Here is a 24,242-nt window from a genome sequence, read left to right on the forward strand (position 1 = left end):
CCCACTTAATTATTATTCTTCAAAGTTACTATAATTTTACCACTGTCATTAATGATTTTTCCTGGTTTAATGGATTGTTCTGTAACATATCCATCCCCCTTGGTGGCAACAGTCCTGCCAGTGATCTCGGCAAACTTCAAAACATCGTTCTTCGACCAACCAGTCAGATCTGGCATAGTCATGGCCCCGTTGGTCAGCATCACGATTCTTTGGCCTGGCATAACCTTCTCGCCACTAGCTGGAAGTTGTTGCACGATTTTATCGCCAGTTCCAATGATCCCGGCTTGCAAGTCAAGTTTTGAGATCTGCTTATTAGCGCTTGAAACTGATTTATTTAAGAAATCAGGCATGTCAACATACTGACTACCAGGCTTTACGTCAACTCCACTGTCATCTTCTTGAGTCATCAATCTCTTAACTAAAGGATTAAAGATCTCAGAAATCATTGTCTCAGCAGCAGTCGACATTATTTGAGGCTGTTTCATCGTAATGTAGACAATATACCGTGGCTTATTGTATGGAACCATTCCAGCCACAGAGAAAATATAATTGCTAGCACCGGTCAAATAACCACCTGTTGGCGAAGCCACTTGCGCTGTACCAGTTTTAACTCCGACTTTGATTCCAGGAACCTTGTAAGCCATTCCGGTACCATATTCGGCGGTTACAACTTGTCTCATTGCACTTCTAACTTGTTTAGCAGTATCTGCCTTGATCGGATGTCCAACCACCTCGGTCTTATATTTTTTAGTCGTTTTACCAGTATTAGGGTCAACGATTTTTTGAACGATTTGTGGTTTGACCATTTTTCCGTCATTAGCAACTGCTGAAAATGCTTGAAGCATTTGCATATCATTGACGTTGACACTTTGACCAAATGAAGTCATCGCTTGATCGGATGCATGCTTATAAGAAATTCCACCAGCGATTTCATCTGGCAATTCAATTCCTGTTTTTTCACCGATCTTAAATTTCTTCATATATTTCATCCAAGTGTCTGCACCCATCTCTTGTTCAAGATGGACCATGCCGACGTTTGAAGATCTTGGGAAGGCCTCAGACATTGGAATAGAACCCCAACCAACATCATTCCAGTCTTTGATCGTACGTCCACCGACTTCTACAGTACCTGATTGATAGTACTCGTTAGGATCGTAGTGCCCTGAGTCGATTCCAGCTGACAAAGTCAAAATCTTCATCGCCGAACCTGGTTCAAACTGATCGGCCACCAAGGTATCTCTCCAACTAGATGACATTCCTTTACCTGTAGTTGGATTAAATGTTGGACGCTGAGTTGCAGCCTTGATCTGTCCAGTCTTTGGATCCATTACGACAACTTGGAGATCTTTAGGTTGATATTTATTTTGAACATTTTGAGTCAAGATTTCGACGTATTGTTGAATTTTACTATCCAATGTCAAATAAACGTTGGACCCATTAACGGCTTGTTTTTCAACCATCTGCGAACCAGGTAGTTCATTTCCGTGAGAATCGATCTTAGTGATCTTTTTACCGCCGGTACCAGATAAAACTTTATTGAAATATCTTTCAATACCCATTAATCCACTAATATTCGTGTTTGGGTCATTGATGTCGTCTTGCTTAGTAATACCAACTTGATTGGTAGCAAAAACACCATTGGGATAGTTTCTTGAAGGATACTCAGTAAATTTAATACCAGGTAAATTTTTGGCTGCAATCTTATTTTTGATTTCAATTGATAAATTTTTACCTTCAGGTCCAAATTCGACTTGATATTGTTTTTTATTATCAGGTGTTAAATAATTCATCAATTGTTTTTTAGACAATGGCAAATATTTTGATAATTCCTCAGCAGTTTTTTGCTTATCTTGAACATAATCAGGCTTGCCTTTAGCAGTGCGAGAATTCTTAGACAAAACAGCATAAACATTATAAATACTGGAATTTCCAGCAATCATATCACCATTAGAATCTAAAATATCGCCACGACGAGCATTTACTTGATCAACATGTTGATATTTTTGGCGGGTCTTTTCACTCAGATTTACGCCAGCATACTCCTTGGTGGTGGCAACTGCGGTGAATCGATAAATAAAAATACCAAAAGAAAAGGCAGTCAACACCGCTATGATAATTCCAACTACATAGTGATTGTTTCGTGCCTTATTGTGGGTTATTAGTTTAAAAAATTTTTTCATTTTGAAACGTTCCTTACATTTTGATTGCTCATTTTTAGATTATGCTTTTTGGCAAATTTTGAAAGTCGATCATAACTAGTAAGTTCTGAGACTTCCTGTTGCAAGTTTACGTTATTGGTGGTTGTGTTTGAGATTTGTGTGGTAACAGTATCTAGACTGTTTTGTGCAGAAGTTAGAGAAACTTTCATCGTAACTAAAGCGGTCATCAAGACAACTGTCAGAATACCTAGTCCGACTAGTAGCAATGATTCCGTCTTTGAGATAGCGACTTTATGAGTAACTGCGACAGCTTTGGTTTGAGTTTGTTGTTGTGGTTCTGCTGCCACTGTTTCATAGTTTTGTAAGTTTCTGGCTGTACTTTCTAACATTTCCTACACTCCATATTAAATCTTTTCTACAACTCGTAACTTCGCACTATGTGCTCGATTATTTTCAGCTAATTCTTGTTCATTAGGTAAAATTGGTTTTCTGGTGATCAACTTGAGATTTGGCTGGATATCTTTCGGGATAACCGGTAAACCTCGAGGTACATCAACCTCAGATTCCTCTTTAAACGTATGTTTAACGATTCTATCTTCAAGAGATTGAAAGGTAATAACACTGATACGTCCCTTCGGACGAATCAAGTCAATTGCCTCTGCCAATGACTTTTCAAGGGAGCCTAATTCGTCGTTAACGGCAATTCGGATTGCTTGAAAAATTCTTTTGGCTGGATGTCCCCCAGTTCTTCGACGTGCGGCTGGAATAGAGTTCTTAATGATGTCGGCTAATTCCAGTGTCGAAGTGATTCGGTGATCTTCGCGAATCCGTTCGATCGAACGGGCAATTTGTTTTGAAAATTTCTCATCGCTATATTTGAAGAAAATTCTGACTAAGTCATTGTATGACCAATCATTCACAATCTTCTCTGCATCCAGATCTTGTCTTTGATCCATCCGCATGTCTAAACGTGCTTCCTTCTTATAACTGAAACCACGTACCGCGTCGTCAAACTGTGGAGATGAAACCCCTAAGTCATAAACTACGCCGTCAACTGAGTCGATATTCAACTCTGCCAAGCGCTCTTGCATATTTTCAAAATTATCGCGAATCAGCACCAATTTGTTGTCACCAATGATGTTTTGATCGTTTTCAATCTGTTCGCCAGTCTCAATCGCACTTTCGTCACGATCGAAGGCGTAAACAGTACCGCCATGAATCCGACTTAATAATTCTTTGGTATGCCCGCCACGACCAAAGGTTGCATCAATATAAATGCCATTGTCCTTTGGATTAAGCATATCGATTGTTTCTTTTAAGAGAACTGTCTTGTGTATAAATTCATTAGAAGTCAAAATCTGTCATCTTCTCCGAGATATCTTCAAAGTTTTCTTCGGCCTCTTCACTGAATTTGGTCCATTTCTCTTCGTCCCAAATTTCAATACGGTCGGATACTCCCACAATAACACAATTCTTTTGCAATTCAGAGAACTTTATGAGCGGAGCTGATAAATTTATCCGTCCTTGCTTATCGAATTCTACTTCCATTGCTGCGGAATAAAAGAATCTTGTGAAGGCACGAGCATCTTTCTTTGTTAAGGGTAACTTATCGAGTTGAGCTTCTAGTTGTTTCCATTGATCCATTGGATAACAGAATAGGCATCCGTCCATCCCACGGGTAACGACAAATGATTCACCAATTTCTTGACGAAATTTAGATGGAATAATTATTCTGCCTTTACTATCAATTGTGTGATGGAATTCACCCATGAACATCTAGAGCTCACCTCAAATCTTTAACACTTTCTAATTTACCACAATTAACCACAATTAACCACATCATCTTAAAATAAACAGATTTCATTTAAATAAAATGCTCAAAACGCTTGATTTACATGCTTTTGTAAATGTGGGGGCTGGTTGGGGAAACATTACCAAATTTTAACGAAGTTGCATAATTAGTGGAGGTGAAGTAATATTTCAACTATAAATGAACTAGGTGGTGTCAGTTTTGAACGATAAGAAACCAAAGAGTACATTATCCAAAATTATTCAAGTAGTTGTTTGGATGATGATCATAGTTACCATCCTTGGTGTTGTTCTTGGTGCTTTGCCAGGACTACTTCAATAAAAAAAGACTTGTTGAAATATTCAACAAGTCTTTTTTTATTGCTATTTATTAATTTCTACCGAACATTCGGCTCATAAAGCCACGTTTCTTTGGTTGGTCGAACAATGTCAGTGGAACGTTTTCGCCCAACATCCGTCGAGCAATATTTTGATATCCTCTACCGGCATCGCTGTTAGGATCATCCACAACGGTGTGACCACTATTAGAAGCAGAAATCACTTCGTCTTCGTCAACGATTACGCCGATCAGAGGAATCCCTAAATGATTAATGATATCTTCGATCTTCATCGAAGTACCCTCATTGATCATATTCTTTCTAATTCTGTTAATGATCAGATGCGGCGTGATCGGCATATCGAGGCTCTCGAGTATTCCGACAACTCGATCAGAATCACTGACTGAAGCAATTTCCGGATTGGTAATAACTAAAGCGGCATCGGCAGCAGAAACAGCATTTTTGAAACCATATTCAATTCCGGCTGGACAGTCGATCATCACAAAATCAAAACGTTGTTTTAAATAATCAATGATTGTTTTGACCGAATTGATATCCAAAACATATTTGTCAGAGAACTGTGAAGCTGCTAATAAGTATAAGTTGTCTCCAAATCTTGGGTCTCGCACTAAGGCTTGAGACAAAACAACTCGTTCCTGGGCAACATCAACGATATCGTAAACAATTCTATTGGTTAATCCCAAAACAGCATCTAAGTTACGTAACCCGATATCCAAATCGACCATACAGACTTTTTTACCCATAGATGCTAGTTCGGTACTGACATTTGCAGTGGTAGTTGTTTTACCAACTCCCCCTTTACCAGATGTCACAACAATAGAAATTCCCATACTACTCGGTCCTCTTTCTTGATTCGTTTATTACTTCTTTAAAGTTCTTTAGATCCTCAACACTGATCGTGTGAAGATCGTCAATGTGTGCAAATTTGTAATTTTGAAATTTATCTGAATTATCTTCAGTGACGATTTCTACGACGTCTGCGATTCGATACTGAGCTGCGCCGTTTAAATTACCGATGATTGCTGCATCTGTATTATCAGGAAATCCTGCTTGAACTACTCCATGAACATTTCCTATTAGATAAATTGAACCATTGGTTGATATTTGAGCACCTTCATGAAGTGTGCCGAGAAAAATCAAATCGCCAGTATATTCTCTTTTTTGACCAGATCTAACGATCCCTGTTTCGATGTTGACTTTGTTTTCTTCAATCAACTCATCAGACTCAGTCTTTAAGATTACATTGGATTCGATCTTGAGTAACTCAATTTGGGGATATTTTGAAAAAATATCTTCGACCCTTTTAGTCTGTTCCTCGTTTAACAAACGATTTCCAGTTCGAACGGTAAATTGAATTACATCATCTTCCTCAGTACCAATTGTTTGTTCAACAATCATATTCTTAAGTTGTGCAATTGCATCTTCAAAATCGCAGGAGTCGTCGATTACTGCAGCAAAACCGTCTTTGATTCCTTTTAGAGTGACAACACTCATTTAGTTCCCCTCCTATATTTAACTAACCAGTCGCTGAGATTGGCAAAAGGAACATACAGTACAAAAAATACCACGATATTCCATAGCAAGGTCGGACCTAGAATGAAGGTAATAAAATCCCCAACGTCTGCTGAAGCCAATCTGAATAATTTTTCAAGTAGAAAAACTCCGGACTGAAGTGCAGTTAAAGATAGGAAATAAACTGACATTTCTAATCCAACTGAAGTTTTGGAAAACAAAAATTTATAGTGATCGATTCCGACTAAAATCAATGGCAATAAAATCGTATAAAGACCAATGATCCCAAAGTAATACGAGTCATAGATCAAACCAAAAATGATTCCATAAGTCAAAATCATACGTCGACTATCGATTCTGATCGTAAGCATAACCAAAACCATCAACATCAACTGAGGAACAAATGTTAGATCCCCAGTATTCATGTTGTTTAGAAATGCCCACTTTATCAAGCCATCAAGGTAAAATGCCAGCATTATGAAGACAACTTGACCAATTATCTTGCGAGTTTTGATCGGCATTATTTTTCACCGCTAACTGTTGAGCGAATGACTGTGACAACTGTAAAGTTTCTTAATTCTGCTGCTGGCGTAATATAAACAGAATTAGTCATACCATAGTCATCTTTTTTGATGCCGTAGACCTTACCAATAAATAAACCTCTTGGAGTTCTGCCCCCAAGTCCTGAAGTGATCACGCGTTGGCCTTTTTTAATTCCTTTGACGGAATTAACATTCTCCATGACCAAGTCGCCAGTACTGTTATCAAAGCGACTAACTACTCCGGTCACGCTATTCTTATTATCGTCTAGTATTTCAGCAGCAAACTTGTCGTTGATCTCATTGTCGGTCGAGATCAGTTCCACTTTGGAACTAACTTTATCAACTTCAATAATACGTCCGATCAATCCCTTACCTGACATAACTGGCATATTTTTCTTGATGCCACTAGTTTGTCCACGATTGATGGTCAAATAGTTTTGCCAACTAGAAGGAGATCTCGTTAAAACTGCTGCGTTGATTGAATCATAATCAGTTAAGGTACTGTTTAATTTCAATTCTTGTTTGAGTCTTTTGTTCTCATCTTGAGCAACTTTTAACTTAACTTGATTTTGAGCTAAATCGTCAACCTTAGCTTTGAGACGACGATTTTCTGCATAAGTATTATAGAGATTTGAAAATTCTGAAGAAGCATTCTTAACTGCATTGGTCGGATATGAGAAAACTCCACCAACCAAACTGACGACATCATTACCAACTTGTTGAACAACAGGAGGAGTTTCTTTTTTATTTCTGACGTTAACAGAAACCGCCAAAAGTCCAAAAGTCACAATAATGATTACCATTAAAATAATTAACTTTTTATTTGAGAAAAACTTTTGCATTTCTTCCTCCTACCTTCAAACAAATAAAAAAGCGGGGCATCCCCGCTTATTTTTGACGACGCATTACACCGATATTCTTAAGTGATTCTCCAGTACCGATGGCTACACAATCTAGTGGGTCTTGAGCTATAAATACAGGCACTCCAGTTGCTTCAGAGATAACCTCAGGTAAATGATGCAACAAAGCTCCACCACCAGTTAGAACGATACCGTGATCAATAACATCAGCAGCAATTTCAGGAGAAGTTTCTTCAAGTGTCTCTTTGATTGTTTCAATGATTTCTTGAACGTCTTCGTGGATAGCTGTGGCGATATCTTCACCAGTTAGTTGAATAGTCTTTGGAAGACCTGTTACTAAATCTCTACCACGGATTTGCATTGATTCGAGTCCTTTTGACTTTTCAATTGAAGCTGAACCAACTTGCATTTTAACTTCTTCGGCTGTTCTTTCACCAATTTGCAAATTAAAGTTTGTCTTGATATATGCTGAGATCGATTCGTCGAACTTATCACCAGCTACGCGAATAGAACGTGATGAAACAATTCCACCAAGTGAAATGGTAGCAACATCTGTTGTACCACCACCAATATCAACAACCATGTTACCAGTTGGATCCATTACAGGAAGTCCAGCACCAATAGCAGCAGCAAATGGTTCTTCAATTACATATGCTTCTTTAGCACCTGCATGTTGAGTTGCTTCAATAACGGCTCTCTTTTCAACTTCAGTAACACCACTAGGAACACAAACCATAACTGAAGGCTTTGAATTTCCAGTTGTCTTTTCGATGAAATACTTCATCATTGCGGCAGTTGTATCGTAATCAGCGATAACACCGTCTCTCATAGGACGAATGGCAGAAATACTACCAGGTGTGCGTCCAATCATTTCTCTTGCGTCTGAACCTACAGCGACAATTTCGCCTGTGTTGTTGTTCTTTGCAACAACTGATGGTTCATTTAATGTAATACCCTTGCCTTCAACGTATACAAGCGTATTAGCTGTACCTAAATCAATACCAACTTTTTTTGATCCTATACCAAACAATTTTATATTCTCCTTTAATTGCACACCACATTTACACTAACCAAAATTATATCATATAACGTGTCAATTTAAAGTAACAGAACGGTTGAACATCAAATTAAATCTTGAGCTTTGAAGCTCAAAAATTCTTGACGAGTCACAATGATATGATCAACTAAATTTATGCCGACTAATTCACAGCATTCCTTCAATCTTTGCGAAAATCTGCGGTCCTCCGGCGAAGCTACTAGACTTCCTCCGGGATGATTGTGGCAGATGATCAACTGCGGAGCACCAAGCTTTAATCCCACGCGTAAAATATCGCGTGGATGAACGGTCGCTGAATCAACTGTACCCATAAAAACTACCTGCTCTTTGATCACATGAAACCCATTATCCAAATATACTGCTATTAATTTCTCCTGTGGTGAGTTGCCAATTTTGTTGATGAGATGTTTTCCCAGTTTTGACAATGAAATCTGTTCTTTGGGCAGAACGTCTCTTTCTATCTTTCTTGCACCTAGTTCTACTGCTGCCAAAAGCTTACAGGCTTGAGCATTACCCACGCCCTTTTGCTTCAGCAATGAATCGAAATTCAATTGTCTTAAATTATCTGACTCGATCAGCACTTGCGCGGAGAGCTTAGTAATGTCACAGTCTTTGATCCCTGTGCCTAAGATCACGGCAATCAGCTCTTGAGTCGTTAATGAATCCGTACCATATTTTTGTAATTTCTCTCGTATATTTATCATCATGTAATAAATTACGATTTAAAATGACTTTCTAACTCCGAAATCAAATAAAATGATCCAGTTATTAGAAAAATTTGATGATCAGTCATTGTCGAAATTATTTGATCAATTTTGGCGTGGTAGTCACTCACAAATTCGATATTGTTAAATTCGGACAAATCATAATCTTCTTTTTTGGCAGCCCTTGATAATAAAAGATTTGATACATATACCGATTGAACTTTTGGAGCGATGATCTTTAAGATATCGGCTCTATCCTTGTCCTTCATCCCTGTATATAAGACAATTGTATCTTTTTTAGGCCAGTTTGCATTTAAAGAATTTATTAAATTAGCAACTGCATCGATATTATGTGCTCCATCCATTAATACAAGTGGATGATTTTGAACGATTTGTTCTCTTCCTAGCAACTGATGATCATCGATATTTTGGACGACAAACCGGCTAGATAACTGGGTTTGTGCCATTTGCTCAATTAAGATAAAAGCTTTGATTGCAATTGCTGCATTTGCAGCGTCTGTTTTTTCAAATCCGAAAACCTGAATGTCTTGAATTGTAACTAATTTTTCCCAATATGTAAATTGATTTCTATAATCTTTGGTTTGAAAGCCTTTTACAAAAAAATCTTCTCCTAGTTCGAATAGACCACTTTTTTCTTTTTCAGCCTTGTCTTGAATGATCAATTTCACGGAATCGGGCAACGTCCCGCATACCACCGGTACTTGCGGTTTTATGATTCCAGATTTTTCAATTGCGATATCTTGAATGGTTGGACCAATTATTTTTTCGTGATCTAATCCAATTGAAGTAATAATAGAAAGAATTGGCGTAATAACATTTGTCTTGTCGTGTTCAGCACCTATGCCTACCTCAATAATAGCAATGTCGACTTTTCCACGGAAATACAAAAATCCCATTACGGTCACAAATTCAAATTCGATCAAGTTGATCCCTTGAGTCTTTTCAATGATCTCATTGACCAACTTAACAATCTCCTGGTCGCTGATCATTTGATGATTGATCTGAATTCTTTCATTGAATTTAATAACAAAAGGCGAAGTAAACATTCCTACGCGACGATTGGTTTTTTCAAGCAGATTGGCTAAGTAATTGACAGTTGAACCCTTTCCGTTAGTTCCAGTGACATGGACGGTCGGATAATCATTTTGCGGATTGCCAAGCTTCTTTAGAGCATTCTTGATATCGGTCAGATCATTTCGTTTGTGCATCCTGGGCAATGAATGAATATAATTAACTGCTTGTTCATAAGTTTCAATCATAATACTGTCCTTTACAAAAAAACATCTAGTCAAATGGCTAGATGTTTTATTTTTCATCGTTACTTATTCTTTTTAAGTTGAGCGATTCTTTGGCTGATCTTGTCTTGACGACTTTGATAATCAGCTAATTTAGCTTTTTGTTCATCAACGACTTTTTCAGGAGCCTTATTGACAAAGTTCTCGTTTGAAAGTTTCTTTTCAATTCGAGAAATTTCTTTATCCATTTTCTCCATCTCTTCATTTTGACGAGCAATCTCTTCGTCCAAATCAATCAACTCAGCTAATGGAATATACACTTCTGTCCCATTAGTTACGGCAGTCATTGCTAATTCAGGTGCTTGAAGATCTGTTTCTATCTTAAGTTCCTTTGGATGAGCAAATCGGTCGATGTATTCTTGATTGTTCAAAAGGATTTCTTTGATCTCATCAGTTTGAGGCTTGATGAAGATGTCAATTGCACTTGATAATGGTGCATTAGCTTCAAGGCGAATCTTTCTAACAGATTTGATCAATTCGATCATGACTTCCATTTGTTCTACAGCTGAATCGTCCTTAAATTCATCATGATTTTCAGGATATTTAGCTAACGAAATTGATTCGCCATTGTGTGGCATTGATAACCAAATTTTTTCAGTAACAAATGGCATGATTGGGTGCATCAATCTCAATGTTTGATCAAGAACATAAGTCAAGATCATCTTCTTTTGAGTTTTAGCAGCTTCATCGTCACCAGTTAATGTAGCTTTACTCATTTCGATGTACCAGTCACAGAAATCGTTCCAAATAAAGTTATAAAGATTTCTGCCTGCTTCGCCAAATTCAAATTTGTCCAACAAACGAGTGACCTCGTTAACTGTTGTATTTAATTTGGCTAGGATCCACTTGTCAGATAAATCATAACTAGTTACTTTTGAAAGATCATCCATTGCTGGCGTATCGTCGTCCAAGTTCATGATAACGAAACGAGAAGCATTCCAGATCTTATTGATAAAGTTCCAAGCACCATCCATCTTGTCATAGCTAAAACGTGTATCCTGACCAGGAGTCGATCCAACCATTAAGAACCAACGAAGTGCATCGGCACCATACTTATCGATAACATCCATTGGGTCAATACCATTACCCAATGACTTACTCATTTTTCTACCTTGTTCATCACGAATCAAGCCATGAATCACAACGTGGTCAAATGGACGTTTTCCAGTGAATTTCAAACTTTGGAAAATCATTCTTGAAACCCAGAAGAAAATAATGTCATATCCAGTAACTAAAGTATTTGTTGGGAAATAACGTTTGTAGTCAGCTGCGTCTTCATCAGGCCAACCCATTGTTGAAAATGGCCATAAAGCACTTGAGAACCATGTATCAAGAACATCTGATTCCTGATCCCAGTTTTCAATATCTTTAGGTGCTTCTTCGCCAACGTATGTTTCGCCGGTCTTTTTGTTATACCAAGCTGGAATTCTGTGACCCCACCATAATTGTCTAGAAATAACCCAATCATGAACGTTATCCATCCATTGAGTGAATGTGCCTTCAAATCTTTCAGGAACAAAGTTTACCTTGTTGTCGCCTTCTTGGTTCTTCAACGCAGCTTCGGCAAGTGGCTTCATCTTAACGAACCATTGCGTTGAAAGTCTTGGTTCAACTTGAACGCCAGAACGTTCTGAATGTCCAACACTGTGAACATATGGTTCAATGTTGATCATATAGCCCTGATCCTGTAAGTCTTTAACGATTGCCTTACGTGCATCGAAACGATCCATGTCCTTGTATTTACCAGCATTTTCATTCATTGTTCCATCAGGATTCATGGTATTGATACGTTTCAAGTCATGACGGTTACCAACTAAAAAGTCGTTAGGGTCATGGGCTGGCGTAATCTTAACCATACCAGTTCCAAAGTCTTTATCAACGTAATGATCAGTAATGATCGGAATCTTACGGTCAACTAGAGGAACGATAACTTCTTTACCAACTACGTCTTTATAACGTTCATCGTCTGGAGCAACGGCTACGGCAACATCCCCAAACATTGTTTCAGGACGTGTTGTTGCAATTTCAATAAAGCCAGAACCATCAGCATATGGATACTTAACGTGATAAAAAGCACCTTGATCATCCTTATGGATAACTTCAATATCTGATAAAGCAGTTTGAAGTTGAGGATCCCAGTTGATGATGTATTCGCCACGATAGATCAAACCTTCGTTGTAAAGCTTAACGAAGACTTTGCGAACCGCTTTAGAAAGTCCCTCATCAAGTGTGAAGCGTTCACGAGAATAGTCTAATGAAAGTCCTAATTTACCCCATTGAGATTTAATGATCCCTGCGAATTCATCTTTCCATTTCCAAACTTCTTGAACGAACTTCTCACGACCTAGATCGTATCTAGAAATTCCTTGTTCGCGTAATTTAGCTTCAACCTTAGCTTGTGTAGCAATACCAGCGTGATCCATTCCTGGAAGATACAAAGTATCGTATCCTTGCATACGCTTGTATCTGATCAAAGTATCTTGAATCGTTGTGTCCCAAGCATGACCTAAATGCAACTTACCAGTAACATTTGGTGGTGGGATAACGATTGAATAAGGCTTTGCTTTCTTGTCGCCAGAAGGTTTGAAAACGCCTTGATCAAGCCAAGTTTGATAACGGCCTTTTTCAACTTCGGTTGGATTATATTTTGTATCCATATCGATTTCTCTCATATTGTCCTCCATTTTTAAATAAAAAAAGAGCACCCGTCCGAATAGGACGAATGCTCGCGGTGCCACCTAAATTAAGGGTAATATTTACCCTTCACTTACAGATAACGGATGGCCCGATCATATGATAGCTCGCAGGTAACAGTCAATATTCAAAATTAAGCAACTCTCAGCAAATATTGCTCTTTCTGAAATTTATTCTAATGACACTCCTGTTCAAAGCTGTTGAATTGATATTAAAACATTTTTGTTAAATCGTCAAACAATTTCTATAGTAAATCATTGATTTGCTTTTGGTCTTGTTCCATAAAGTGGTCGCCGTGTTCGATCGTAGTGATCTTAACGCCATCCATGGCACGCTTGATCAAACCGTCAATATCTAGGACGCTTTCAAATTCGCGTGTCTTTTCGATGCCGGGACGAGTCTTTGGTGCTGGTGGAGCAAAAACTGTACAGCAATCTTCAAATGGTTGGATCGATAAGTTGAAGGTATCGATATCTTCGGCGAGTTTAATGATCTCAGTTTTATCCATCGTTGCTACTGGACGTAAAATTGGCGTTGTCGTGACATCATTGATTGCAGCCATACTTTCCAACGTTTGCGAAGCCACTTGTCCAACAGCTTCACCATTGAAAATTGCTAACCCGCCTTCTTTTTCACGGAGCATGTCAGTTAATCTCAGCATGAATCGACGTTGAATCGTCATCAAATATCCTTCAGGAACTGAGGCCTTGATAGTTTCTTGAATCTCGGCAAAAGGTACTTCGATAAATTTGATATTGCCACCGTAAACGGTCAATTTACTAGTTAGCTCTTTAGCCTTATTCAAAGCTTGTTCAGAAGTATATGGTGGACTAAAGAAATGGACCATCTCAATGTCCACGCCACGCTTCATAGCTAAATAACCAGCAACCGGTGAGTCGATCCCACCAGATAGCATCAACATAGCTTTACCTGCTGTACCAACTGGAAGACCACCGGCACCTTTAACCGTCAAGTATGATAAATAGATTCCATCTTGGCGAACTTCAACCGAAATCTTAATATCTGGACGTTTCATCTCAACAGGAATATCAGGAAATTCCTCGCAAATAGCATCCCCAAGTTGTAAGTTGATCTGATTAGTGTCAAGTGGATATGAATGATCAGAACGCTTCGTGGCAACTTTGAAACTATCGCCAGGTTGATATGCTTCATGCATCATTTCGATGGCTTTTTTCTTCACATCTTCAAAATCTTTTGAAACCTTGACACTCAATGAAAAAGTTTGGATACCAAAAACTCGTTTAAGTTTTTCCATAATTGGTTGAGCATCGGTTCCATTTAATTTGATATGGAGACGATCGCGATGTGGTTGTAATTTAAGGTCAGGAAAATCCTTTAACACTTTAGTTACGTTTCCGTGCAAGCGGCCAATGAAATTCTTGCGGTTCTTTCCCTTTGTCGATAGTTCGCCATAGCGAACCATAATTTCAGTATATTGCATATGTTTCTCCTAGTTTAAAATTTGAAAATGGTCATGGATCTCGTCTAAATTTTTGATGAATTCTTTCATTTCTTGTTCTGTATTGTTCTCGTCCAAACTAACACGAATTGCACTTGTTGCGATACTTTCACGAGTATTCATAGCCTTTAAGGTGCCTGATTCTAAGCCTTTTTTCGAAGAACAAGCACTTGTGGTAGAAATATAAATATCTCGGTCTTCAAAAGTATGAACAGTTGTCTCTCCACGAACTCCATCGATAGTAAAGCAAATAATGTGAGGAGCAAAATCGGGTGCTAATTTTGAAAACACATGGACGTTGTCGAGCGTTTGTAAATGTTCGATCAACATAGTCTTTAATTTCAACATTTCAGCAGACTTAGCAGCTTCATTTTCCTTTAATAAACGTAAAGCCCTTGCCATGGCAGCAATTGCTGGAGTATTTTCCGTACCGCTGCGTTGGCCTTTTTCTTGACCGCCACCGGCCATCAAAGGTTCGAGCTGTTTACCTTCTTTCATGTAGATAAATCCAATCCCTCTAGGTGCATGGAATTTATGTCCAGAGAAAGTATAAAAGTCGACGCGTGGATCGATAAATTGATCATCGATACCCTTGCCGATTGCTTGAGTGCCATCGACATGCAAACTAATACTTGGATAATCGTCTAAAACTCGAGCAATTTCTTTGATTGGTTCGATCGAACCGATCTCATTGTTAACGGCCATTACCGACACCAAGATCGTATCATCACGAATAGCTTCTTTTAAGTCTTTAGCACTAACATGACCTGTTTTATCTACAGGTAAATAAGTGACTTCAAATCCTAATTGTTCAAGTTGTGCCATCGTGTTCATAACTGATGGATGTTCGATCGATGAAGTAATAATATGTTTACCGAACTCACGCTTTTTAAAAGCAGTTCCTTTAATGATCCAGTTATTACCCTCGGTACCACCACTAGTAAAAAAGATTTCATGGGGTTTAAATCCCATTAAATTAGCAATGTTCTTTCTGGATGATTCAAGTAGCTCAAATGCTTTTAGTCCCAGTTTATGCAAACTGGATGGATTGCCAAAGTATTCTTGACTAGCGACGTTGTATGTCTTTAATACTGAATCCTCAATTTTTGTTGTTGCACTGTTATCAAAATATATCATAATTTTCCCACCAAAATAAAAAGGCCTCAACGGCCTTAAATTTTTTACCTATTATAATCTACAACAAAAACAACTTTTATGCACTAATTGTATCTTTTATTCTATCGACTGAACCTGGTTCAACGGTTTCAAGCGACTTTGAAAGGACTTCAAATGCTGCATCGTAGTCAAAATCATCATCGAACAATGAGCGTGCATGTTCTAAGTTATCTTTGAAATCGTCGTCTCGATCTGCGAAGCGATTAGCATACTGGAATAACTTTTCATCCAATATAACAGTTTTCTTCAAGGCGTTCGTTTTTTGAACTAGATTATCAAGATCTTCTTGAGTCACGATAACTTGCTTGCTGATATCTTCCATATTCACGCGTTCGCTGTTTAAGCCATCGTAGAGCTTTTGGATCTCATCAGAAACCATATAGAAATATTCGAGATAGTCTTCTGGCAATCCTTTTAGATTTAATTGTTCAAGCGACTTCTTTTGAATTTCGATCCGACTAGCATACTTCTCAACACTATTACGTGAGATCTGTTCACTCGACAACATTTGATTCAAATTATCATTAATAGTCTTTTCACGAGATTCGATTCGATCTAAGTCAGCAATTATTTCTTTAAAATCTGCTTCTGCCTTTGAAAATACGATACTATTATCAGCAATACTTTGAACATCTTGATCGTATTCAGCAACAATTCGATTTAATGTTTGACCATGTTCTTTAAAATCATTCATATCATCTTCGTTAAGAATATAATTTTCTTGAAGTTTTTGGATAATTTCATCCAAATGATTGTGTTGAAATTTAGCATGGTTCAAATAATCAAGCACAGGTTTTTGTTGCTTTAAAACATCACGTTTTGAATTGATCTCTCGACTTAGTGCGTCATATAGGTCATTGATATCATCATGGATCTTTTCATTAGTACGATCCACGATATCAAAATTTAAATCGCTCAATGCAGCATTAGATTTCTCAATGTTGGCATTAACTTGTTCAATTTCTCCTTCAATATCTTCATTGAATCGATATTGTTGTTGGACTAATTTTTCATAGACTGAATTGATCTCTTCAATTTGTCCAGGATAAACCTTGTTTAAATTATTGAATAAAGGAACGATCAACTGAACTTGATCCTTGATCATCGACAATTTAACTTTAGCATCGTCCAAATACTGGCGTGCCTCTAAGTGATCGCCTTGTTCGGTCAATTTATCTTCTTGATCTAAAAATCCGGCGATCTCATTTAACTCTGATTCCAATTTGTCAGTTGCAGGTCCATAATTAAAGGACTTCGTTAAAATTTCTTTACGCAGCGCTTCATAATCAGAATGAAGCACCTCACTAGTAGAAGCGTTCTGTTCATTGCTTTCGACGATTTTAGAAAAATCAGCCTTAATCGACTCTGCATGTTTTTCTAACTCATCAACCTGCGTGCTGATATTTTTGGTATCATTCGCTGCGCCAAAAACATTGAATTTATCATTCTTACTAGTGGCGTTACTGATTTCAGCTAACAATTTAGGAACAGAATCGTTTCTTTGTTTGGAATACTCTTGACGGCTACGACCGAAACTTTCCAAACTGGCACCCGTCAATTTCATATCCTCAAGATCTTGAATCTGATCTTTTAATGTGTTTTCCTTTAGTGCTTCAGCACGTTGCTTATATAGATGCAACTCGCTGTTATTCCGTTTTTGTACAAACCACATGTACCACAGAAATCCCAGCACCAATAAAATTACTACTATTATAAATACAAACAAAATTCCACCCCTAGCCACTATACCTAGTCATTATATCCACGTCATTATACCAAAATAGCTATGTTAGAATTTAATTCGTAACGTTTCATAATAAAGTTTTAAAATCTTTCAATAAAAAAATCTTTTGACAATGGCCTCGAATCACGATACACTAGCCTTTGTGTAAAATATGCAGCAAAGAGCGGCAAGCTCGTCAACAGTTATCGGCTGGATATAGTGCAATCAGTAACCTGCGGCTGCACGAGGTGAAAATTGTAACGATGACTGAACGAATGCTAAACTCTTGTTAAATTATTTTACTCCAATCAAATTTTTTGGAGGACAATTAAATGTCTAGATATACAGGACCTCGCTGGAAGTTATCACGTCGTTTAGGACTTTCACTTTCAGGTACAGGTAAAGAATTAGCTCGTCGTAACTACGCTCCTGGCCAACATGGTCAAAACCAACGTCGTAAGATCTCAGAATACGGTTCACAATTACGTGAAAAGCAAAAATTACGTTTCATGTATGACGTTAACGAACGTCAATTCCGTAACTTGTTCTTGCGTGCCGGTAAACTTGACGGTATCCACGGTGTTAACTTGATGGTTCTTCTTGAAGAACGTCTTGACAACTTAGTTTATAGATTAGGTTTTGCATCATCACGTCCACAAGCTCGTCAATTAGTTAACCATGGTCACATCACAGTTGATGGCAAGCGCGTTGATATTCCTTCATACGAAGTACAAATCGGCCAAGTTATTGCCTTGAGAGAAAAATCAAAGGATCTTGCAATTGTTAAAGATGCCCTTGAAAATGTTGTTGGTCGTCCTGGTTTCGTAAACTACGACGAAAACACACAATCAGGTTCACTTGTACGTTTACCAGAACGTGATGAACTTGAACCAAATATTGATGAATCACTTATCGTTGAATACTATAACCAAATTCTTTAATATTTTGGCAAAAATCCACTTCGGTGGATTTTTTTTTTACAGTAAATTAAAAAGCCACCCTAATCAGGCGGCTAAATAAACTAATGATTGAATTGAACCATAAACTTGCTCAATGACATAAATTTATCAAAAAGCAGTTGATCATAATTTCCGGACTTAACAATCTGACTGTTGGCCATCAAATTAAAACCAATCACCAAATCGCTGGACTTAACTTTCATATATCGAGCTAAGGCATCTGGGAAATGATCAGCAGAAAGCATCTCTGGATTTGTGTGGTCATTTGAAACCAGCCAGTCGCTTTGAACAATTTGATCAGAAATATCCTGATATTTTGGATAAAACTCAGCACGGTTATAAGCATCTGCGAGCAAACTAAAGGTAACGAAATATCGATCTGGCCAAAGTCCCAGTTCAACGTGAGGATTTTTCTTATATCCCCTTTTATCCTGACTAATGGCTAACCATGTGTCAGGAGGCGGATTTCTGGTCCGACGTTGATGTTTGGCTATCTTCATGTAAAATTGTTCCTGATATTCTTTTTCAAGCGCAGACATCAAATCAGAGCCGATTTTTTCAAATGAAGGGTCGATCTCTTCCCTGATCAATTTCAAGCGACCATCCAAAGTGTCGTCGTGGAAAACTGTAAAATCATCTTTGGTAAACATGTTTCAACGTCCTTTGATGTAGAATAATATTAATACACTAATTATAAAGGAGACATTATGCAAAAGCCACTAGCGTATCGTATGAGGCCGACCAATATCGATGAAGTCGTCGGCCAACAACATTTAGTGGGCAAAGATAAGATCATTCGGCGAATGGTTCAAGCTAAAATGCTCAGTTCAATGATCCTGTATGGTCCTCCAGGGATTGGTAAAACTAGTATTGCTAGTGCGATTGCTGGATCAACTAAATACGCATTTCGCATGCTAAATGCTGCCACCGACAGTAAAAAAGATCTGCAGATTGTGGCTGAAGAAGCTAAAATGAGCGGAACTGTCGTTTTACTGCTTGATGAAATCCATCGGCTCGATAAAACCAAACAAGATTTCTTGTTGCCACTGCTTGAAAGTGGCTCGATCATTTTAATTGGTGCCACGACTGAGAATCCATATATCAATATCAGCCCTGCTATCCGTTCCAGAGTGCAAATTTTTGAATTAAAGCCTCTTGAACCTGCCGATTTAAAAATTGCGGTTGAACGTGCCTTGCATGATAAAGAAAAAGGTCTAGGCAAGTACGATGTTAAAATTGATGACAACGCCATGGATTTATTAGTCAGTTCTACTAATGGCGACTTGAGAAGTATTTTAAATGGCCTGGAACTATCAGTTCTCTCAACCGAACCAGAAGAAAATGGCCAAATCCATATCACCTTGAAGGTAATCGAAGAATCTGTCCAGAAAAAAGCTATTTCTGCGGATAAAAATGGTGACAGCCATTACGATGTGATCTCGGCTTTTCAAAAATCCATTCGTGGAAGTGATCCTGACGCTGCCCTGTTATACTTAGCCAGGCTCTTGGAGGCCGGAGAACTCACAACAGCAATTAGGAGACTAATCGTCTGTGCATATGAAGATGTTGGTCTAGCGAACCCTCAGGCCTGTTCTCGAGCAGTTCAAGCCGCTCAGGTGGCTCAAATGGTCGGATTGCCTGAAGCAAGAATTCCATTAGCCGATGCGGTGATCGATTTATGCTTGTGCCCAAAGTCTGACACTGGTATTGTCGCAATTGATGCTGCATTAGATGATGTTCGTTCTGGTAAAGCTACCTCGATACCGGATGACTTAAAAGATGCTCATTACAAGGGTGCTGCTAAATTGGGGCATGGTGTGGGCTACAAGTATCCTCACAATTACCCAAATGATTGGGTCGAACAACAGTATCTACCAAACAACTTAGTCAATCGCACATATTACCAACCTAAGACTACTGGTAAATATGAACAAGCCCTCAAGATGCGTTTAGAACAAATTAACGGTCTTAAGAAAAATACGAAACGGAGCTAATTTATGATTATTCAAATCCTGATGGTAGTATTCATTTTATTTTTACTAGCATTGGCCTACAATTTATGGTCTCATTTAGACAAAAAATTCTTGATCTACTCACCTGGCGAAAATAAACGTTTGCAGAACGCAATGAAATTTACTGCAATTTTATTAGTAGTAATTTCCATTGTCGGCGTACTGATCTTATTATTTGGGAGCAAAGAAGCCAACTTTATTACTTTGATCTTAGGTAGTATCACAGCAGCAAGTTTTTCAATTTATTTAGGTAATATTCGTGGATAACTGTATTTATTTTATGAAATCAACTAAAATGAAGTTATAGGAAACTATTATCCAATCAATAAATAAAACATGGGGTGATTATTATGTTACAACAATATAAAAACATTCTTGTGCCTATCGATGGTTCTTTTGAATCTGAATTAGCTTTCAAAAAAGCCGTAGAAGTTGCTAAGAGAAACGATGCCAGCGTTCATCTGGTACACGTTATCGATACACGTGCATTCCAAAACGTTTCAAGCTTTGATTCAACAATGGTAGAACAAATTACTGAAAAGGCTAAAGAAACCGTTAAAGGCTATGTCAAAACTGCTAAAGAAGGCGGTTTGGAAAACATTGACTACAGCATTGAATACGGTGCCCCTAAGGCAATTATTGCTACAGAGTTTCCAAAGAAATTAAACGTTGATTTGATCATGATCGGTGCTACTGGTTTAAATGCCATGGAAAGATTGCTCATTGGTTCAGTTACAGAATACGTAACAAGAACTGCTGCATGCGATGTTCTAGTAGTTAGAACTGACCTTGACAACAAGTCAATCAAGAAACCTAAAGAAAACTAGATCATAACCATAAAAAGGGACTTAGTTCAGAAAATCTGAACTAAGTCCCTTTTGTGTTGCATCTAGTTATTGAAAATATTTAAACTCATCTTGCTGATCTTTGATTTCAATGTATCAAAGACATTCTTGTTGTCGCTAATACTTGAGATGACATAAGCTTTGATGTAATCTTCATCACTCTTTTGACCATCTTTAGTACCGGCTTCAGCCATGTAGCAATACATTGAATCAAGTTTGAACAATGATTGTTCTTTTCTAGCAATGTAAATTCCTTCGTTAGCATATTCGATGACACTTTCGTTATCACCTAATTCAAGTGCTAATTCAGCCATGTTAGCATAAATTAAAATGCTGTCACGGTAATTTTCATCGTTGATTTTTTCAACGCTAGATTTGATAAGTTCTTTAGATTGATCATAGTAAACTTTAGCTTCATCGTCAGAACCCTTGTTGACATAAGCCTTGGCTGTATAAATATTAATTAAAATATCATACATATCAACGCTCACAATATTGACGTTCATAGCACGGTTGAAGTCAAAGATTGCTTTGTCATAATTCTTTTCCACTTCATATTCAACGAGACCGCTGAAGAAGTGAATTAATTTAATTTCTTGTTTATTGTTAATATTAATATCTTTTAATTTATCCAATTTTGCAACGATACCATCGTAGTCATCTTGATAAAACAACTTCTTGATTTCGCTAATAATTGAATAAATTTGACTATCGTCATTTACGATTACGAGGTTCATTGTGATACCCAGTCTTTCACAAATACGAACCAAGATCTCCATGCTAGGAATCTTATCCTTTTTTTCGATCAGACTTACGGTTGCCTGTGTACAGATACCATCAGCCAATTCTGACTGTGAAATACCTCTTAATTTTCTGTAATGACGAATCTTTTCACCCAAGATTTTCATAAAAACTATCCCCATTCATTTATTAATTTCAAGATAATTTAAACAGTTTTGAAAAAACCTTGCAAGAAATACGCAACAATAAAAGAATAAATTAAAACTATTCGTTAACTTCGAAAAGCCAAGCGTCAGATTCAGAACCATTCAATAGTTCTGGATCGTCGTTCAATTTATCATTCACAGTAACAATTTTACCTGCGACTGGTGATTGTAATTCAACCACAGCCTTTTGAGCCTCAACAGAACCAGTTGAGTCACCTTTACTGATTTCTTTACCAATCATTGGTAAATCGACAAATTTAACTTTACCTAAAGCTTCTTGACCTTCTTTAGTTAAACCGACACGCTTTGAATCAGCAATGTCTTTTACCCATAAATATTCTTTTTTTGCCATTAATATTCCCTACTCTCTATCTCTGTTTAAACGATCCATTTTCGAACATGTAACTCTTGTGATGGAATCTCATCGACATGACTAACCCGATACCAATCATATTCCCAAGTAACGCAGAACCACCTTGAGATATAAACGGTAACGGAATACCCGTTAGCGGCAAGAGTCCAACACTCATACCAATGTTTTCAAAGACGTGGAACAAGATCATCATAATTACACCAGTCGAAACATATGCGTAAAATTCGTTCTTCGTATCAAATGTGATTTGTACCATTTGGTAGATCAACAAGAAGTACAAGAGAATCAATACACATGAACCGATGAATCCGAAGTTCTCAGCAATAACTGAGAAAATCATATCTGATTCACGAACTGGCACATAGACATTGGAAACATTAAAACCTTTTCCAAAAAGTTGACCTGAACCAATCGCCTTCATATTTTGCCATATCTGATAGCCGTTTTCAGTCGTATCCTGAGAAGGATTCAACCAACTATCAATACGGTTAAATTGATATGATTTAAAACCTAAGTGCATTAGAATTGGACGTCCCCAATCAGTCGCAGCAAGAGTTAACGCAATACCACCAACAATTGCAACGACTCCAAAGACGGTTCCAATGATACGCCAATCAATTCCTGAAACTAGAACCATTCCGCCTAAAATCGCAACGAAAACCAGCAATGTACCAAAATCATTTTGTAGTTTTAACAAAACCATAATTGGAGCTGTCCATAGAAGTAATTTACCTAGCAAGATAAAGTCAGTTCTGATCGTATGGACATGATACTCGCTGTTATGCATGGTAATTACTTTACCCAGCATTAAGATATACGCGGGTTTCATAACTTCAGACGGCTGGAAAGTTAATGGTCCAAGTGCAAACCAACTCTTAGCACCAGTCGTCTGGGCATAAGATCGACTATAGAAAATCAGGACTAACAGCAATAGCGCTAGCCCTGCGTAGTACGCGTAATTAGCTATCTGCCACAATTGCTCTGCATCAAATTGCATTACCACCGCAACAATGATTGCGCCAATCACGTACCAAATTACTTGAGTAATGACATTCTTCAGTGGATTCTGCGAATCATGAATGGTCGCGACGTAAATCGACATCAGACCAATAATTGCAAGCATCATAACTGAAAAAATAATACCATAATCAATCCGTGATTCTAGTTCATTTTCTTTATTATTATTCCTCATTTGCATTTTAACACCTATTAATGATTATGTAGATTATATTGCATTAACAATTCGTTTATTGCATCATCCAATTTTACAGACTTAAATGGTGTGTCGTTACTTTCGACAAATGACAAATAACGGTCGCCCTCTTTACGAATTGTACCGATATATTTTTTGCCATCCCAAAGTTCATAAGTTTCGGGATCACTACTTATATCTTTTAAATTAACTTCAATGGATTTATTCTTTCTTGCCATTAAATTTTCCTATTCTTTACTATGAAATTTTTTTGCAATGATTTCGTCTTCGTAGGCTTCAGGATGTGGGTTCCTAAAAATCGTGAAATTATCAGGAACTGGATCCACTCCACCACGAACAAAGGGATTGCACCGAAGAATTCTTGCAGTCCCCATGATCGTCCCTAAAATTGCACCGTGTTTCTGCACAGCCGTAATAAAATAACTTGAACAAGTTGGGTAATATCTACAACTGGGTGGTAGCACGGGTGAAATAAATTTCTGGTATATTCTCACTATACCAATCAAAAGTTTTTTTAACATAT

26 protein-coding genes and 1 other annotated feature are annotated in these 24,242 nt (G+C 37.7%); of the genes, 5 read left to right on the top strand and 21 right to left on the bottom strand.

Annotation, left to right across the window (positions count from 1 at the left end; translation table 11 throughout):
- Positions 1 to 5: 5 nt before the first annotated feature.
- Genes LKF16_RS02865 through mraZ form a run of 4 tightly spaced genes read right to left on the bottom strand, consistent with a single transcriptional unit; the run spans position 6 to position 3,935 of the window.
- A complete protein-coding gene (locus tag LKF16_RS02865; protein WP_291468460.1) occupies positions 6 to 2,180 on the bottom strand; it encodes a penicillin-binding transpeptidase domain-containing protein in 2,175 nt (724 codons plus the stop codon).
- Positions 2,177 to 2,548 carry a cell division protein FtsL gene (ftsL, locus tag LKF16_RS02870; RefSeq protein ID WP_291468462.1) on the bottom strand — a complete coding sequence of 124 codons (372 nt, stop codon included), beginning with the start codon at positions 2,546 to 2,548 and terminating at the stop codon, positions 2,177 to 2,179. The genes LKF16_RS02865 and ftsL overlap by 4 nt, the downstream gene beginning before the upstream one ends.
- Before the next feature lie 15 nt (positions 2,549 to 2,563).
- A complete protein-coding gene (gene rsmH / locus LKF16_RS02875) occupies positions 2,564 to 3,514 on the bottom strand; it encodes a 16S rRNA (cytosine(1402)-N(4))-methyltransferase RsmH (protein WP_291468465.1) in 951 nt (316 codons plus the stop codon).
- A complete protein-coding gene (mraZ, locus tag LKF16_RS02880; protein WP_291468467.1) occupies positions 3,504 to 3,935 on the bottom strand; it encodes a division/cell wall cluster transcriptional repressor MraZ in 432 nt (143 codons plus the stop codon). Before mraZ ends, rsmH begins: the two co-directional genes overlap by 11 nt.
- 235 nt (positions 3,936 to 4,170) lie before the next feature.
- Here mraZ and LKF16_RS02885 point away from each other — a divergent pair, with 235 nt between their 5' ends.
- Complete coding sequence (locus LKF16_RS02885) at positions 4,171 to 4,290, top strand: DUF4044 domain-containing protein (RefSeq protein ID WP_291468469.1); 120 nt, start codon at positions 4,171 to 4,173, stop codon at positions 4,288 to 4,290.
- A gap of 48 nt (positions 4,291 to 4,338) precedes the next feature.
- Here the strand turns inward: LKF16_RS02885 and minD are convergent, their stop codons facing one another.
- The 11 genes from minD to LKF16_RS02940 form a co-directional block, all read right to left on the bottom strand.
- Complete coding sequence (gene minD, locus LKF16_RS02890) at positions 4,339 to 5,136, bottom strand: septum site-determining protein MinD (protein ID WP_291468470.1); 798 nt, start codon at positions 5,134 to 5,136, stop codon at positions 4,339 to 4,341.
- Position 5,137: 1 nt separating this feature from the next.
- Complete coding sequence (locus LKF16_RS02895) at positions 5,138 to 5,800, bottom strand: septum site-determining protein MinC (protein WP_291468472.1); 663 nt, start codon at positions 5,798 to 5,800, stop codon at positions 5,138 to 5,140.
- A complete protein-coding gene (gene mreD, locus LKF16_RS02900) occupies positions 5,797 to 6,339 on the bottom strand; it encodes a rod shape-determining protein MreD (protein ID WP_291468474.1) in 543 nt (180 codons plus the stop codon). Before mreD ends, LKF16_RS02895 begins: the two co-directional genes overlap by 4 nt.
- Positions 6,339 to 7,202: a rod shape-determining protein MreC gene (mreC, locus tag LKF16_RS02905; protein ID WP_291468476.1), complete on the bottom strand. Its 864-nt coding sequence runs from the start codon at positions 7,200 to 7,202 to the stop codon at positions 6,339 to 6,341. The genes mreD and mreC overlap by 1 nt, the downstream gene beginning before the upstream one ends.
- 46 nt (positions 7,203 to 7,248) lie before the next feature.
- Positions 7,249 to 8,250 carry a rod shape-determining protein gene (locus LKF16_RS02910; RefSeq protein WP_291468478.1) on the bottom strand — a complete coding sequence of 334 codons (1,002 nt, stop codon included), beginning with the start codon at positions 8,248 to 8,250 and terminating at the stop codon, positions 7,249 to 7,251.
- Between the two features lie 92 nt (positions 8,251 to 8,342).
- The gene (radC, locus tag LKF16_RS02915; protein ID WP_291468480.1) at positions 8,343 to 8,984 is read right to left on the bottom strand and encodes a RadC family protein; all 642 of its coding nucleotides are present in this window, start codon (positions 8,982 to 8,984) and stop codon (positions 8,343 to 8,345) included.
- A gap of 8 nt (positions 8,985 to 8,992) precedes the next feature.
- Positions 8,993 to 10,261 carry a bifunctional folylpolyglutamate synthase/dihydrofolate synthase gene (locus tag LKF16_RS02920; protein ID WP_291468482.1) on the bottom strand — a complete coding sequence of 423 codons (1,269 nt, stop codon included), beginning with the start codon at positions 10,259 to 10,261 and terminating at the stop codon, positions 8,993 to 8,995.
- Between the two features lie 59 nt (positions 10,262 to 10,320).
- Positions 10,321 to 12,969 carry a valine--tRNA ligase gene (locus tag LKF16_RS02925; protein WP_291468483.1) on the bottom strand — a complete coding sequence of 883 codons (2,649 nt, stop codon included), beginning with the start codon at positions 12,967 to 12,969 and terminating at the stop codon, positions 10,321 to 10,323.
- A gap of 39 nt (positions 12,970 to 13,008) precedes the next feature.
- Positions 13,009 to 13,195, bottom strand: a binding site (T-box leader).
- Positions 13,196 to 13,235: 40 nt separating this feature from the next.
- Positions 13,236 to 14,453: a tRNA uracil 4-sulfurtransferase ThiI gene (gene thiI / locus LKF16_RS02930; RefSeq protein ID WP_291468485.1), complete on the bottom strand. Its 1,218-nt coding sequence runs from the start codon at positions 14,451 to 14,453 to the stop codon at positions 13,236 to 13,238.
- Between the two features lie 9 nt (positions 14,454 to 14,462).
- Positions 14,463 to 15,608 carry a cysteine desulfurase family protein gene (locus LKF16_RS02935; protein WP_291468488.1) on the bottom strand — a complete coding sequence of 382 codons (1,146 nt, stop codon included), beginning with the start codon at positions 15,606 to 15,608 and terminating at the stop codon, positions 14,463 to 14,465.
- 76 nt (positions 15,609 to 15,684) lie between these two features.
- Positions 15,685 to 17,373, bottom strand: a complete 1,689-nt coding sequence (locus LKF16_RS02940; RefSeq protein WP_291711393.1) for a septation ring formation regulator EzrA — start codon at positions 17,371 to 17,373, stop codon at positions 15,685 to 15,687.
- Positions 17,374 to 17,702: 329 nt separating this feature from the next.
- Here LKF16_RS02940 and rpsD point away from each other — a divergent pair, with 329 nt between their 5' ends.
- The gene (rpsD, locus tag LKF16_RS02945) at positions 17,703 to 18,311 is read left to right on the top strand and encodes a 30S ribosomal protein S4 (protein WP_291468493.1); all 609 of its coding nucleotides are present in this window, start codon (positions 17,703 to 17,705) and stop codon (positions 18,309 to 18,311) included.
- 80 nt (positions 18,312 to 18,391) lie between these two features.
- On the opposite strand, the gene LKF16_RS02950 is transcribed toward rpsD, so the two are convergent.
- The gene (locus LKF16_RS02950) at positions 18,392 to 18,979 is read right to left on the bottom strand and encodes a DUF1054 family protein (RefSeq protein WP_291468496.1); all 588 of its coding nucleotides are present in this window, start codon (positions 18,977 to 18,979) and stop codon (positions 18,392 to 18,394) included.
- Positions 18,980 to 19,036: 57 nt separating this feature from the next.
- On the opposite strand from LKF16_RS02950, the gene LKF16_RS02955 reads away from it, so the two are divergent.
- The 3 genes from LKF16_RS02955 (at position 19,037) to LKF16_RS02965 (ending at position 21,168) form a co-directional block, all read left to right on the top strand.
- Positions 19,037 to 20,323, top strand: a complete 1,287-nt coding sequence (locus tag LKF16_RS02955) for a replication-associated recombination protein A (protein ID WP_291468498.1) — start codon at positions 19,037 to 19,039, stop codon at positions 20,321 to 20,323.
- Between the two features lie 3 nt (positions 20,324 to 20,326).
- Complete coding sequence (locus LKF16_RS02960) at positions 20,327 to 20,608, top strand: hypothetical protein (RefSeq protein ID WP_291468499.1); 282 nt, start codon at positions 20,327 to 20,329, stop codon at positions 20,606 to 20,608.
- A gap of 83 nt (positions 20,609 to 20,691) precedes the next feature.
- Positions 20,692 to 21,168, top strand: coding sequence for a universal stress protein (locus LKF16_RS02965; protein ID WP_291468500.1), 477 nt, complete (start codon positions 20,692 to 20,694; stop codon positions 21,166 to 21,168).
- 62 nt (positions 21,169 to 21,230) lie between these two features.
- Here LKF16_RS02965 and LKF16_RS02970 read toward each other — a convergent pair whose 3' ends face one another.
- The 5 genes from LKF16_RS02970 to yidD form a co-directional block, all read right to left on the bottom strand.
- A complete protein-coding gene (locus LKF16_RS02970; protein WP_291468502.1) occupies positions 21,231 to 22,094 on the bottom strand; it encodes a helix-turn-helix domain-containing protein in 864 nt (287 codons plus the stop codon).
- A gap of 97 nt (positions 22,095 to 22,191) precedes the next feature.
- Entirely contained in the window at positions 22,192 to 22,485 is a 294-nt protein-coding gene (locus LKF16_RS02975) for a glycine cleavage system protein H (RefSeq protein ID WP_291468503.1), read from the bottom strand.
- A 16-nt stretch (positions 22,486 to 22,501) separates the two neighbouring features.
- Positions 22,502 to 23,704, bottom strand: coding sequence for an FtsW/RodA/SpoVE family cell cycle protein (locus tag LKF16_RS02980; RefSeq protein ID WP_291468504.1), 1,203 nt, complete (start codon positions 23,702 to 23,704; stop codon positions 22,502 to 22,504).
- 11 nt (positions 23,705 to 23,715) lie between these two features.
- The gene (locus LKF16_RS02985; protein ID WP_291468506.1) at positions 23,716 to 23,937 is read right to left on the bottom strand and encodes a DUF2969 domain-containing protein; all 222 of its coding nucleotides are present in this window, start codon (positions 23,935 to 23,937) and stop codon (positions 23,716 to 23,718) included.
- Between the two features lie 9 nt (positions 23,938 to 23,946).
- Positions 23,947 to 24,240: a membrane protein insertion efficiency factor YidD gene (gene yidD, locus LKF16_RS02990; protein ID WP_291468508.1), complete on the bottom strand. Its 294-nt coding sequence runs from the start codon at positions 24,238 to 24,240 to the stop codon at positions 23,947 to 23,949.
- Positions 24,241 to 24,242 lie beyond the last annotated feature (2 nt).

It is taken from the genome of Companilactobacillus sp., from assembly GCF_022484265.1.
GTDB lineage: Bacteria > Bacillota > Bacilli > Lactobacillales > Lactobacillaceae > Companilactobacillus.